This is a genomic window from Corynebacterium sp. TAE3-ERU12, from assembly GCF_019209905.1.
GTDB lineage: Bacteria > Actinomycetota > Actinomycetes > Mycobacteriales > Mycobacteriaceae > Corynebacterium.
Map to the genome: position 1 here is coordinate 1 of NZ_JAHUTM010000004.1, position 13,567 is coordinate 13,567.

General features: G+C 58.6%; 9 protein-coding genes, 2 pseudogenes and 1 riboswitch. Of the genes and pseudogenes, 3 read left to right on the top strand and 8 right to left on the bottom strand.

Annotated features, from left to right (window positions below; translation table 11 throughout):
- Positions 1-472 precede the first annotated feature (472 nt).
- On the bottom strand, positions 473-1,759 hold the full coding sequence (gene tyrS, locus KRX51_RS09320; RefSeq protein WP_370625090.1) for a tyrosine--tRNA ligase: 1,287 nt from the start codon (positions 1,757-1,759) through the stop codon (positions 473-475).
- Positions 1,760-2,521: 762 nt separating this feature from the next.
- Between tyrS and KRX51_RS10380 the strand changes: the two are divergent.
- Both KRX51_RS10380 and KRX51_RS09330 read left to right on the top strand, forming a co-directional pair.
- Positions 2,522-2,704 (top strand): annotated as a pseudogene (locus KRX51_RS10380) (phosphomethylpyrimidine synthase ThiC); the annotation flags it as partial.
- A gap of 1,162 nt (positions 2,705-3,866) precedes the next feature.
- Positions 3,867-5,600 (top strand): hypothetical protein, encoded by a 1,734-nt coding sequence (locus tag KRX51_RS09330; protein WP_218362884.1) that lies wholly within the window; start codon positions 3,867-3,869, stop codon positions 5,598-5,600.
- Between the two features lie 88 nt (positions 5,601-5,688).
- Here KRX51_RS09330 and KRX51_RS10385 read toward each other — a convergent pair whose 3' ends face one another.
- Together KRX51_RS10385 and KRX51_RS09335 are read right to left on the bottom strand one after the other, a co-directional pair.
- Positions 5,689-5,793 (bottom strand): IS3 family transposase, encoded by a 105-nt coding sequence (locus KRX51_RS10385; RefSeq protein ID WP_370625091.1) that lies wholly within the window; start codon positions 5,791-5,793, stop codon positions 5,689-5,691.
- A 780-nt stretch (positions 5,794-6,573) separates the two neighbouring features.
- A pseudogene (locus KRX51_RS09335) lies at positions 6,574-6,903 on the bottom strand (tyrosine--tRNA ligase); the annotation flags it as partial.
- Between the two features lie 228 nt (positions 6,904-7,131).
- A riboswitch (TPP riboswitch) is annotated at positions 7,132-7,245 on the top strand.
- 2 nt (positions 7,246-7,247) lie between these two features.
- Between KRX51_RS09335 and thiC the strand changes: the two are divergent.
- Positions 7,248-9,059, top strand: coding sequence for a phosphomethylpyrimidine synthase ThiC (gene thiC, locus KRX51_RS09340; protein ID WP_218362885.1), 1,812 nt, complete (start codon positions 7,248-7,250; stop codon positions 9,057-9,059).
- Between the two features lie 87 nt (positions 9,060-9,146).
- On the opposite strand, the gene KRX51_RS09345 is transcribed toward thiC, so the two are convergent.
- The 5 genes from KRX51_RS09345 to argF all read right to left on the bottom strand — a co-directional run bounded on the left by KRX51_RS09345 (position 9,147) and on the right by argF (position 13,565).
- Positions 9,147-9,317 carry a Trm112 family protein gene (locus KRX51_RS09345; RefSeq protein WP_218362886.1) on the bottom strand — a complete coding sequence of 57 codons (171 nt, stop codon included), beginning with the start codon at positions 9,315-9,317 and terminating at the stop codon, positions 9,147-9,149.
- An 18-nt stretch (positions 9,318-9,335) separates the two neighbouring features.
- The gene (gene argH, locus KRX51_RS09350) at positions 9,336-10,778 is read right to left on the bottom strand and encodes an argininosuccinate lyase (RefSeq protein WP_218362887.1); all 1,443 of its coding nucleotides are present in this window, start codon (positions 10,776-10,778) and stop codon (positions 9,336-9,338) included.
- Between the two features lie 47 nt (positions 10,779-10,825).
- Positions 10,826-12,025 (bottom strand): argininosuccinate synthase, encoded by a 1,200-nt coding sequence (locus KRX51_RS09355; RefSeq protein WP_218362888.1) that lies wholly within the window; start codon positions 12,023-12,025, stop codon positions 10,826-10,828.
- Positions 12,026-12,117: 92 nt separating this feature from the next.
- Positions 12,118-12,609: an arginine repressor gene (locus KRX51_RS09360; protein WP_218362889.1), complete on the bottom strand. Its 492-nt coding sequence runs from the start codon at positions 12,607-12,609 to the stop codon at positions 12,118-12,120.
- Entirely contained in the window at positions 12,606-13,565 is a 960-nt protein-coding gene (argF, locus tag KRX51_RS09365; RefSeq protein ID WP_218362890.1) for an ornithine carbamoyltransferase, read from the bottom strand. The genes KRX51_RS09360 and argF overlap by 4 nt, the downstream gene beginning before the upstream one ends.
- Positions 13,566-13,567: the final 2 nt, after the last annotated feature.

A 13,567-nucleotide genomic window follows, 5' to 3' on the forward strand; every position in this document is an offset into this window, starting at 1 on the left:
GGCACACTATCGAGTTCTCACACAACACGCGCACACTGACCAACAACCACCACAGGCCGTTTTTCAGCAGCAACAGGAAAGCTTAGAACATCTTCTCCACAGCAGTCAAATCAACCACCGAAAAAAATTTTCTCGCTCTCCCCCACACCAGCAAAACCAACAATCCGTAACCTCTCGGCCACCGGCTGTCTGTCTCGCTGACTCCGGAAACACTACACACACACGCCACACCACACCAAATCCCCAGCGTATGGGGCTTAAATCTCGTTGCCACAACTGCACTATGAACGCTTTATTGCTCGCGACTCATGCAGCTCAATCCAATACCGGTCACCTGCGATATCCGCTGCACTGGCCACTCCCCGCAGCCACGGCATGCGCCCCGTTCGTTCAACCGCGCTGAAATACGCAAAAGCGAGGACTAACTGGGCAGTTAGCCAGGTAATCCTCGCGTTAATGAGCTAGAGCCCACCTACTTCAGCAGGCGTACACCCGCGAAGTTCTTCTTGCCGCGGCGCAGCACCAACCAGCTGCCGTGCAGCAGATCATCCTCGCCAGGCTCCCATTCAGCATCGGAGACGCGCTCGTTATTGGCGTAGGCGCCGCCTTCCTTGATGGTGCGCCGCGCCGCCCCCTTCGACTCAGCCAAGCCGGAGGCAATAAGCAGGTCGACAATAGTGCGCGGCTCGTCGGCCGCGATATCGACAATCTCACCGCCAGAGGTCTCGGTCACGGCAGCTGCCAGGGTTTTCTCATCAAGATCGGTGAGTTCACCACGGCCGAATAGGGCCTGCGCGGCGAGCTCCACAGCCTTGCGGGCCTCCACACCGTGCACCAGGTCGGTCATTTCCTGGGCCAGGCGCTTCTGCGCTTCGCGCTTAAACGGGCGCTCGGCGACAGCTTCCTCGTATTCAGCAATTTCGTCCTGAGTCAGGAACGTGAACCATTTGAGGTAGTCAATGACAACGGTGTCGCCAGCGTTGACGAAGTACTGGTACCAGGCGTACGGGCTGGTCAGTTCAGGATCAAGCCACAACTTTCCACCACCGGTGGACTTACCGAACTTCTTGCCTTCCGCATCGGTCACTAGCGGCACGGTCAGGCCGTGCACACGTTCACCATCGAGGCGGCGGTTGAGGTCAACACCGGAGACGATATTGCCCCACTGGTCGGAGCCACCGATCTGCAGCGTGCAGTTGTACTCGCGGCGCAGGTGCACGAAGTCATTGGCCTGCAGCAGCATGTACGAGAACTCGGTGTAGGACATGCCATCGTTATCTAGGCGGCGCTTGACCGTCTCCCGATCCAGCATGGTGTTGATCGAGAAGTTCTTGCCTAGGTCACGCAGAAAATCGATGACCGACATCTGCAGAGTCCAGTCTGCGTTATTGACCAGCAGGCCACGCCCCTCATCGAACTCGATAAATCGCTCGAGCTGCTTCTTGATAGCGGCAACATTGGCCTCGGCCTCCTCGTCGGTAAGCATGGAACGCTCGCCGACGTCGCGAGGGTCACCGATCATGCCAGTAGCGCCACCTGCAACAGCAATAGGGCGATGGCCCATCTCTTGGAAACGCTTCAGCATCACCAGCGGCACCAAGTGGCCAGCGTGCAACGAATCCGCCGTCGGGTCGAAGCCAACATAAGCGGTCACCTGGCCGGCCGCCGCTTCCTCTCGGAGTGCGTCAAGGTCGGTCGACTGAGCAATAAGCCCACGCCACAGCAATTCATCGATGATGTTTTCCGGATTATTGTTCACGGCTGTTTTCGCTTCTCTTCGTTGTTTATCGTCTGTGGTTGATACCGGTAATGATGCTGCCAGACACTGCATCTGTTCGTGTTGGCCGTCGGTCGCCCTGCTCCACGGTATCGATGAGAAAGGACCCACCTAACCATGATTGCGAGCTCTCTACCCGTTGCCGCGACCTTATGGTGAGTGAAGCATCGTTCCGTCTTACGTTAACCTCCGCTGCAAGCCCTACGATCGCTTGGCCCCACGCACCGGTAGTAGCCGACATCTCGCCACGCTAGAACTAGTCATCATGGTGCCGATTATCGGCCCATTTTCCTGCGCCGCCCCCGATCGAGCACAAGGGTTTCTCGGTCCCGGAGGCTGCCATTGCCCACGATGCCCCCACCCCGCCCAATGCGCCCGTGAAGGCCCACCGCACCCGGGGTCCCGCTGTGAACCCCACGCAAGGGCTACCAGGTGTGCGTACGAAATGAATCGACCAACGCGGGGATGTAGCCGAATACGGTGGCCACAACCGCAAGCTTTTCGATAATGGGAACTGCGCGGTGAAACGCGGTGCGTCAGCTAAGAGTGGCAGGGCACACGACGTGCGCCTCTGCGTACCTGGGAGGGCAAGCGCGTGACCCAGATGCACGACACGCACCGGGGTGAGATAGGGCGGAAGATGGAGTTCGAAGCCCTTGAATTTGATCGTGTGTCCTTGAATATGGTCCAGAAAATAATGACAAAGAACAGCAGAGGTGTGCCGGCGCGTAGTTTTACCCTTTCGGCCCGCTCACGACTGAAATCGCGCCCGGTTATGACCACATCTCCTCCGCTATCGGGGCGGCGGGGCGATACATCGATGTTGTGATACCTGACGCCGTAGAGCACCCGGGGTTACCGATGAAAGATGATGTGAAAATTCGCATAGCTATGGAAAATCGCAAATCATGCAGCCGACGCCGCTAAGAGGCATCCTGGAGCTAAAGAATAAGACAACGCGATGAATAAGGCCCGGTTCGAATTCCGTTTGCGTCATCAAATTTTTTCCCCCGATCCGGTACCGCCCAGGCCTATCGTGACGAAATTCTGCGCACCGAAAAAGCAGAAACTACTCATTGTTTCTCCGTGTGGCCTCGGATTCTGTGCGATACGGAATAGCCAGGAATTCCGAGACGCTTTCGGTACCGACTTGGAGATGAATGGAGAAACCGGCTCTAATCAAGACAAGTACAGATTCTATTGTAGGTGTTGCGCATCCGGAATTGGGAATGGTACAGTGGCGCAACAAATCCCAGAACAACGACAGCAGTTTCTATTCGTCCAGAGAGTAAACTCACAATTTCCTCGAAACCCCTAGCGGCGTCATGCCGACGTGACGATCGGTTGCCATCTGATACAGCCTGATAACGAGCGATAGACAGCTCACAAGGTTTGAACTTGAGACTTCGGGGTTGACGGTTTACAACAAAACATAAATACCTACGAAGGGAGTGGTGTAACGATGTCACGGCGCAGTGTAACCACGTTTTTGGTTTGTGTCTCTACATTATTTTCCACTCAGGCGACGTTTCCAGCTTCGGCTCAAATATTAACCACTGAAACCGCCGATGGTTCACTTGCGCCATCCGAGATTTCATCTTTGTCGGAGCTGCCCCCTGGTTTTGAACCTATGATCGCTCCCGATAACGAGTCTTTCCCCTCAATTACCCCTTCAGAGAACGTAAATAAAGAGCGTAGCTGGGGACTTTGCCGTCCCATTACAGTGGCAGAAAATCCGCATCTATCTTGGGGTGAGGTTTCGGCTCATGGATCTTGGAGGCTATCGCACAGGAAAGATGATCCTTGTGGGTATAGTGATGCAACGGTTCGTGTTGAGCTGTACGCTTTCTATGGCAACAAGAAGACTGGCCGAGGTATTTGGGTGAAACAAGATAGCGATTCCCGTGTCTTGCCGCCAGGTACGGGAAGAGGTAATCGAGCAGTTGCTCGCGCAAGTTGCAACGATACGAACGAACCAGTGAGTTGGCGAAGTGTTGTGGACGTTGATGTTCTCGACCATTGGGATGCTGCTGACAGAGCCTATAATATTCAAACGCTGACGTGCGAACCGGTTTAGGAGCGCGGATAGATGACGACAGTTGGCAATCCTTGTCTCGCATATGCTCAGTGGATGGGGATCGCTGGATGGATGGGTGCTAAAGGCATTACTAGTGGTGGCGAAGTCCTCGGGATACGCCCCGTTACCGATCCAAAGCACCACCTGGCCGGACAAACCTTTCCGGTATCAGTACAGGCCTGGGCCAAACACCCCGGCCGGGACATTCTCGATGCCATCCAGTATGCGAAAGAGTTTTCCTCTTGGTTTACCTATCTACTCTTGTCGGCAGACCAGCGAGAAAAACCATTTAGAGAATCTGGCGAGTGCCAGCTTTACCAAAGTAGGTTTTTAACAGATACCGCTGCCGCCGAGTGGGAGCCCTTTGTCGTCATCGATAACACCCCGGAGAGACTAGGCAAAGAGTTGTATTCGCCCGCGCGGTGCCAACAGTGGGCGAAACAACTGAGATTTCTTAGCCAGTGGGTAGTCCCCTACCCGGACTTAGAAGCTTTCGGGCTAATCCACATGAGCCTACGCGGCTGGAAAGACTCTCGCGGAGGTCGCCTAGCATATCGTCAGGACACATTAGGGGGACCGATTACCCTGGTGGCGGGCCGAGATGATCCTGTCTACGACGCTGCCCGCTTGGAAGAACTTTGCAACCGGGTGATGTGGTTTGCCGACGAGTTGGGCCTCACCCGACCGGTCTTGCGGTGGGACAATACTCTCGCAACTATCCCGGATAACACTTTGCACGTAGCCGAAGGGGTGGTGGGCTCGCTGGTATGGCTATCTGTTAATCCAGATGAAACCTCTTGCCCTACTGGTGCTATATCACAGCCGACGTTGGCCAAACACACGCATGGTGATGACATCTTATTCGGGACCACTAAGCAGTGGCGTTTACTGGAATTTCATAACGACTCAGCTGATTTTCGCCGAATCGGTGGTTCCTCTATTGTCACACCGAGCCTGCCGTCGTATGGCATCAAATGTGACCAGCTTGGTGATGACTCCATGTTCGGGCGCGTGCATCCGTATTTGCGTTGGTTTGCCTACTCCTTACTTCAGGGACCGGTTAATACTGCGCGCAACCCCGGGGTAGCGTCATATGCTCATCGGCCATCGATCACACGTCGTGGGGTGGCTCCACAATGGGCCGATCGGCGAGTATGGCTGAGCCAGGCGAACTATGGCACCGATACCAAACTTAATGCCCTCAATCAGGCATTGGAATATGCTTCTGGTACCGGATCTTTTGATGTTGTGGATGCGTCACTCTCAGAAGATCCCACTGCCGTCAGCTGGTTGCCTTTTATCATTTTTAGCAATTCGCAACCCCAATATGACTTTGGCCTATCGGCAACCGACAGCTGGGCCAAGCAGTGGGAGCAGCAGTTGGCGGCAACCTGTCTAGCAGTAGGGCCGACATACCAGTGGCCGCTAGCGCTGGCTAGTGGAATCGTCTGCCTAGCACTACGGTCAGCACCGCAGACACAGACGGGGTCGTGGCTGGGCGTGGGGATAGATCATGGCAGTATCGTCATCTACACCACTGCCGATTGCCCACAGGAAGTGGACTTCACGCAATTAGTGACCTTGTGTGAAAACTTTATGCAGCTGTTAACCACATGCCACCCCGCTGTCCGAGTTGTCGAGGTCCCCAACAACAAAAAGCTTCCTACTACTGGAGTGGTGACGCTTGTCGGTGTCCGGCCGGACTTGCTGTGGTTGCCGAACAGTGAGGTGATCGATCCCCGGTAACAAATGCCGCAGATCGGTCCTGATTTTAAGGGAAGCAGGTTAGCTGTAATTGGTGCTTGGTAGGTACCTATAAGCCTTCGTCGGCACGTTAAACCGCCTCGTAAACCTCAGGACTGTGATCTCTAAGCTGGCTATGTCGCCGCTGATGGTTGCGCCAATGGACATAGCTCGCAGTCACGAATTCAGCCTCCACAAAACCCGGTACATCTCAGTGGCGCAGAAGATCGTTGATTGCGCAGTGCGTGGCAGTGAGCACCCGTAGGCGGCAGCGTGAATGCTTGAGGAGATCATCTCTGACATCGACCGTCCGGTCTTCGTTTTGCATTCCGAGAAAGGGGTCGGCCAAAAAGAGTTCGGCTATAGCTGCCATGCATCAGACTCATAGAATTGAGTAGTCGTTTACCCGACCGCGGGTCAGCTATGTCAATGCTGCTGTGACGTCGTTATTTAAGGCAATGAAGCATAGTCATCGACGAGTGGCGGCGGACTGGGGTTTTTCGGCCCGATCGAAGATGCTGACAGTTGGTTGGGTGGGATGACGAGTAAAATAAACGGAATCCGCACACCATTCGCGTTCAGTTCACCCCGCAGTAAGTTCTCACAGCACGCGGGTTGATGAATTATATGTTTTGCTATAAAATAAGTAAAACACTATGAGCGGTATCCAGAACGTTTTCGACGGGTCCCGGAGGCATAACGGCCACTTAAAGTGGTGACGATTAATCTTGCTGGGATCGATCGAGCTGCTGGCCATAGTGTTTTGAGCTTGGTAAACAGATAGATTCCTCGATCTGGTACGTAGCAGAGTGACGTTTAGCGTTCTTGGCGGTGCTAGGTCTTCCCGTCGCCCCGCTGATGCGCCCGGTAGTTAGATACCTGCTCATCGGCTAACCAGAACCCCCAGGGTCGTGCCGAAGTTTTCTGCAGTCCCACACGCGGGCCAGCCGAAATGCCGCCTGCGGAATGGCGTCCCACGCCCCTCATCGAACTCGATAAATCGCTCGAGCTGCTTCTTGATAGCGGCGACATTGGCCTCGGCCTCCTCGTCGGTAAGCATGGAACGCTCGCCGACGTCGCGAGGGTCACCGATCATGCCAGTAGCGCCACCTGCAACAGCAATAGGGCGATGGCCCATCTCTTGGAAACGCTTCAGCATCACCAGCGGCACCAAGTGGCCAGCGTGCAACGAATCCGCCGTCGGGTCGAAGCCAACATAAGCGGTCACCTGGCCGGCCGCCGCTTCCTCTCGGAGTGCGTCAAGGTCGGTCGACTGAGCAATAAGCCCACGCCACAGCTGCCTGATGTGCCGCGCCGTGCGCGTTCTTGCGAAGTGAGGTGGGCATCCCGTCTTAGCAGGACCATAGTCGCTGAGGCCGCATACTCCCCTACGTTCACCTCCGCTGGAACTGCCCACACACCTGCCCCCGAAGAACAGTCGCCGCACCGCTGTTCAGCCCCCAGAGCCCATGTGACGTCCCGGCCATATTCGACCCAACACAGCCGTGGCTCAGCCGACGGACTATACTCTTTTGCAGCCGAACACGGGAGCTTGTGGCAACAAGCTGAGACCTGCGCTGAAGCCTGCGCATAAACCGTTAGAACCTGTCTGGTTAGCACCAGCGAAGGAAGTGTCAGGAGAATTTCGCCGTGGACGAATACGCTCAGGAAATCCACCCCAAGCACAGTTTTGCCCCCATTGAACGCAACGGTTTCACGGTTCCCGAAACCGCCATCGAACTTGATGATTCCCCCACCGGGCCAAATGAACCGCTGAAGGTCTACCGCACCCGAGGCCCCGCGGTGGACCCCACCGAAGGCCTGCCGGGGCTGCGCTCGGATTGGATCATGCAGCGTGGCGACGTCGAGGAATACCCCGGCCGCAACCGCAACCTTCTCGACGATGGAAATCGGGCGGTAAAACGCGGCGCTGCCAGCGAAGAGTGGCGGGGCACTCGTCGTGCACCACTGCGTGCTCGCGCAGGCAAGCGCGTCACCCAGATGCACTACGCCCGTAGAGGTGAGGTCACATCGGAGATGGAGTTCGTCGCGCTGCGGGAGCACTGTGATGTAGAAAAAGTGCGCTCAGAACTAGCTGCCGGCCGGGCGATCATCCCGAATAACATCAATCACCCGGAATCCGAACCGATGATCATCGGTAATGCCTTCTTGACCAAGATTAACGCCAATATCGGAAATTCGGCGGTGACCTCCTCCATCCGGGAAGAAGTCGATAAGCTGCGCTGGGCCACACGCTGGGGTGCAGATACCGTCATGGATCTGTCCACCGGTAACGATATTCACACCACGCGGGAATGGGTCATCCGAAACTCACCGGTACCTATCGGAACAGTGCCGATTTACCAGGCATTAGAGAAGGTCAATGGCGTCGCAGAAGATCTGACGTGGGAAGTGTTCCGGGACACCGTCATAGAGCAATGCGAACAGGGCGTGGACTATATGACTGTGCACGCCGGAGTTCGGCTGCCTTTTGTCCCGTTGACCACCCGGCGGGTAACCGGGATTGTCTCCCGTGGCGGATCGATCATGGCGGGATGGTGCCTAGCGCACCACAAGGAGTCCTTCCTCTACGAGAACTACGACGAATTATGTGAGATCTTCGCCGCCTACGATGTGGCCTTCTCATTAGGCGATGGACTACGCCCGGGATCTATTGCCGACGCCAACGATGCTGCGCAATTCGCCGAACTAAAGACCATCGGCGAGCTCACCCGACGGGCGTGGGAATACGACGTCCAGGTGATGGTAGAAGGCCCTGGCCATGTGCCACTGAATATGGTGCAGATCAATAATGAGAAAGAACAGCAGTGGTGCAGTGACGCACCGTTCTACACCCTTGGCCCCCTAACAACTGATATCGCACCTGGTTATGACCACATCACCTCTGCTATCGGGGCGGCAAATATCGCCATGGGCGGCACAGCAATGCTGTGTTACGTCACCCCGAAAGAACACCTGGGGCTGCCCAATAAGGACGATGTGAAAACCGGTGTGATTACGTACAAAATCGCTGCACATGCCGCCGACGTCGCCAAGGGGCACCCTGGTGCCAAAGACTGGGACGACGCGATGAGCAAGGCCCGGTTTGAGTTCCGCTGGCACGATCAATTCGCGCTATCGCTAGACCCAGAAACCGCCCAGGCCTACCACGATGAAACACTGCCTGCCGAACCGGCGAAAACAGCTCATTTTTGTTCCATGTGTGGGCCGAAATTCTGCTCCATGCGAATCAGCCAAGATATCCGCGATACCTTCGGCGCAGATCTGGGGATGCCTGGAATCGGCGCCCCAGATATGTCTGAAGACTTCACCGAATCTGCGGCAACCATCGGGGACGCCGAGGCGGGGATGGCCCAAAAATCCCGGGAATTCCGAGAAGCTGGCGGCAATATCTATATCGCTGACGAGGAGATCCGAGAACTCGTGGATCAGCGCGATTAAACGCTGACCAACCACGCCTGGCCTATCGGAAAGCCCCCACGACTGGTCGCCCGGTACTGCGGCACCGGGGTCGACGTCACGTAGCCGTTAGGACCAATCGATCGCTTCATCCGGCAGCAGCACGGGGATACCGTCGTCAATGCGGTAGGCGATATTCAGGCGCGGGTTAACCAGCACCTGGTCCTGCTCACGGTATTCCAGCGGACCCCGGTCGCGGGGGCAGGCCAGGATTTCCAGCAAGGTCGGGTCGAGGCTCATGGGGTTAATCCTATCCAGCTACTCGCCGCGAACCGGCGTAGTTGCCCACTCGCGCGCCGTGGCAGCGGATTCTTTCACGCGGCCCAGCTGCTCGGCCACACGCACTCCGGCGGTGCCGCCACGGGTGTCACGGGAAGCCACCGCACCATCGACGGTGAGCACATCGCGCACCTTCGGGGTCAGCGCTTCGTGCACGCCAGCGAGTTCGTCGTCGGTGAGCTCATCGAGACCCACACCACGGGATTCAGCGATGCGCACGCACTGCCCCGAGGCCTCGTGTGCCACTCGGAACGGCACTCCTTCGCGCACCAACCACTCGGCCAAGTCGGTGGCCAGGGTGTAGCCGGCCGGGGCGATCTCACGCATCCGGTCCTCATGGAAAGTCAAAGTGGCGACCAGGCCGGTCAGGGCCGGCAGCAGCAGGGTGAGTTGCTCGACGGAATCCACAATGGGCTCCTTGTCTTCCTGCAAGTCACGGTTATAAGCCAGCGGCTGGGCCTTCAGAGTAGCCAGTAGTCCGGCGACATTGCCGATCAGACGTCCGGTCTTACCGCGGGTCAGCTCGGCAACGTCCGGGTTCTTCTTCTGCGGCATGATCGACGAACCGGTAGACCACTCGTCGGCAAGCGTGACATAGCCGAATTCCGGCGTGGACCAGGCGATGATCTCCTCAGCCAGACGCGACATGTCCACCGCGATCTGGGCCAACACATAAGCAGCTTCGGCTGCGAAGTCACGGGAGCTGGTCGCGTCAATGGAATTATCGGCGGCGCTGTCGAAGCCCAGTTCGGCGGCAATAGCTTCCGGGTCCAGGTGCAACGACGAACCAGCCAGGGCACCGGAGCCATAAGGGCTCACCGCCAGGCGGCGGTCCAAGTCCTGCAAACGGTCAATATCGCGCAGCAGCGGGTGCGCATGCGCCAACAGCTGGTGGCCCAGCAGCACCGGCTGGGCGGCCTGGAAGTGGGTTTTACCGGGCATGATGGCCCCCGGGTGGGCCTCGGCCTGGGCGGCCAGGGCGTCGACAAGCTCCACCACGCCACCGGCGATACCGCGGATGGCATCACGCACCCACATCCGGAACAACGTAGCAACCTGGTCATTCCGGGAACGACCGGCGCGCAGGCGGCCACCCACCTCCGGGCCGACCCGGTCAATCAGACCGCGCTCCATCGCACCGTGGACATCCTCGTCGGCTTCCTCGGGCCCGAAGGCACCGGAAGCAACGTCGGCACCTAGCTGATCCAGCCCGGCCAGCATGGTGTCGAAATCCTCGTCGGAAAGCAGACCACGGGCGTGCAGCACCCGGGCATGTGCCTTAGAGGCCAGCACATCATAGGGTGCGAGCACCCAGTCGAAATGCGTGGACTTCGACAGGGCGGCCATGGCCTCGGTAGGGCCGCCGGCGAAGCGACCACCCCACAGGGACCCTTCATTGGTGCCGTGCTGCTCGACTGCCATAATGTGCTGCTCCTTGGGCTAAACGGGTGCGGTGCGCGGGGTGCGACTTAGAGGTTGAAGTCGCGCTTGGCGGCGATCTTCGAGGACAGGCCGTGCAGCTCCACGAAACCGCGGGCCAGAGTCTGGTCGAAGGTGTCGCCCTCGTCGTAGGTGGCCAGGTTGAAGTCGTACAGCGACTTCGAGGAACGGCGACCATTGACCCAGCAATTACCGCCGTGCATGACCATGCGGACATCACCGGAGACGTTCTTCTGGGTCTCGTCAATGAACACGTCCAGGGCGCGCTTGAGCGGGGAGTACCACAGGCCGTCGTAGACCAGCTCGGACCACTTGCCTTCGACGCCGCGCTTGTGGCGGGCCAGCTCGCGCTCCACGGTGACGTCTTCGAGGCCCTCGTGGGCGGTGATGAGGGCGATGGCGCCGGGGGCTTCGTAGATCTCGCGGGACTTAATGCCCACCAGGCGGTCCTCAACCATGTCGAGGCGGCCCACGCCCTGGGCGCCGGCGCGGCGGTTCATCTCTTCGATGATCTGCAGCATGGACATCTTCTGGCCATCAATGGCGGTGGGCACACCGTCTTCGAAGGAGATGATGACCTCATCCGGGGTGGAGAAGTTCAAGGTGGGGTCCTCGGTGTAGGCGAAGACGTCCTTGGTCGGGGCGTTCCACAGGTCCTCGAGGTAGCCGGTTTCAATGGCACGGCCGAAGAGGTTCTGGTCAATGGAGAACGGCGAGGACTTCGACTGCTCAATGGGCAGGTCGTTCTTCTCGGCGAACGCGATCGCCTTATCGCGGGTCCAGGCGTAGTCGCGGGCCGGGGCGATGATCTTGAGATCCGGGGCGGTGTTGGCGAAACCAACCTCGAAGCGGACCTGGTCATTGCCCTTACCGGTGCAGCCGTGGGCGACGTGGGTGCCGCCGTGCTCGGCAGCGGCCTGGGCCATGTGCTTGACAATCAGCGGGCGCGACAGCGCAGAAACCAGGGGGTACTGCTTCATGTAGAGGCCATTGGCCTTAATCGCCGGCAGGCAGTAGTCCTCAGCGAACTCATCGCGGGCATCGACGACAACGGACTCGACCGCGCCGCAGTCCAGGGCACGCTGGCGGATGGTTTCGAGGTCTTCGCCGCCCTGTCCAACGTCGATGGACACGGCAACAACCTCGGCTCCGGTTTCCTGCTTCATCCACTCGATGGCAACAGAGGTATCGAGGCCGCCGGAGTAGGCGAGGATCACGCGATCGGTCATGAGGTGTTCTCCTTGTATTGGGTTTTCCGCACTGGTGGGTGCGGGAAGTTTTTCGGTACGAGTGCTCTGGCCCCGTGATTCGGGGGCCAATTCTACTGCCCGTCTGGACGTGCCAGGCGTTCGGCCAGTTGTGCGCCGGTGAGGGGTTCTCGGGCCAGGCACATGATGGTGTCATCACCGGCGATTGTGCCGGCGATTTCCGCCAGTCCCGCCCGGTCAATGATCCCGGCCAGGTACTGCGCCGCCCCAGGTGGAGTGCGCAGCACCGCGATCTGGCCGGACGCGTCGGCACTGATCAGCAGTTCATCAATCACCCTGCGCATCCGGGTCATCGCTCCCCCGCCGCCGGCGACACCAACAGCGGCGCCATCGATATCCACGCTGTAGCGGCTAGCCCCGTCCGCGGTGCGTACCTTCCGGGCGCCGAGCTCGTCGAGGTCGCGGGACAGTGTTGCCTGGGCCACGTCGATGCCATCGTCGGCAAGCAACTCAATGAGTTGCACCTGGCTGGTGATGGTGTGGCGCTCCAATAAGTCAGCGATGCGGGCCTGACGCGATGCGCGCGATCCCGTCACGGTGGTCATGCGGCACCACCCTGGTTGTCCTGATGCTCAGCCAGCCACACCATCAGGGCTTTCTGGGCGTGCAGGCGATTTTCCGCCTCGTCGAAAACCACCGACTGGGGGCCGTCAATAACCTCCGCGGTGACCTCATTGCCTCGGTAAGCCGGCAGGCAGTGCAGGAAAATAGCGTGGTCGGCGGCCTTGGCCATAAGCTCCGCATTGACCTGGTACGGCAGGAACGGGGTACGTCGGTCCAGGCCATCATCCTCCATGCCCATCGACACCCAAGTGTCGGTGATGAGCACGTCGGCGCCAGCCACACACTCAGTGTTATCTGTCACCGCCACCGTGGCTCCGGTGTGCTTGCCGACGGCTTGGGCGCGTTCGACGAAGCGCTGCTCCGGCTGGAAACCCTCCGGGGCGCAGATGGTGATATCCAGGCCAGCAGTGGCGAAACCAATGAGGTAGCTGTTCGCCATATTGTTATTGCCATCACCTAGGTACACGGCGTGGCGGCCCTTGAGTCCAGCCGGCCCCTGCTGCGGGCAGAGCTTTTCGATGATGGTCTGCAAATCCGCCAGAATCTGGCAGGGGTGCAAATCATCGGAGAGGGCATTGATAATCGGGACCGTGGCGGTCTCAGCCATCTGCTCAAGATTGGAATGGGCGAAGGTGCGCCACACAATCGTGGAGGTAAACCGGGACAGCACCGCACCGGTGTCCTGGAAGGTCTCCCCCTTGCCCATCTGGGAACTGCCCGAGTCCACCACAATCGGGTTACCACCCAGCGCCGCGATGGCCGCGTGGAAAGAAAACCGGGTGCGGGTGGAGTTCTTGTCGAACAGCACCGCCACCGACTGCGGGCCCGCGAAGGTGTCTCGCGAGTACGGCTCCCGCTTGAGCTGGGCAGCCAGCTGGAGCACTTCGGCCTGCTCGGCGGGAGTCAGGTCGTCATCAGCGAGGAAATGTCGGGCCATGG

Coding starts and splice junctions, on each gene's coding strand:
- argF (WP_218362890.1), bottom strand. CDS start 13,565: ATGGCCCGACATTTCCTCGCTGATGACGACCTGACTCCCGCCGAGCAG.
- KRX51_RS09355 (WP_218362888.1), bottom strand. CDS start 12,025: ATGACCGATCGCGTGATCCTCGCCTACTCCGGCGGCCTCGATACCTCT.
- KRX51_RS09345 (WP_218362886.1), bottom strand. CDS start 9,317: ATGAGCCTCGACCCGACCTTGCTGGAAATCCTGGCCTGCCCCCGCGAC.
- argH (WP_218362887.1), bottom strand. CDS start 10,778: ATGGCAGTCGAGCAGCACGGCACCAATGAAGGGTCCCTGTGGGGTGGT.
- KRX51_RS09330 (WP_218362884.1), top strand. CDS start 3,867: ATGACGACAGTTGGCAATCCTTGTCTCGCATATGCTCAGTGGATGGGG.
- KRX51_RS09360 (WP_218362889.1), bottom strand. CDS start 12,609: ATGACCACCGTGACGGGATCGCGCGCATCGCGTCAGGCCCGCATCGCT.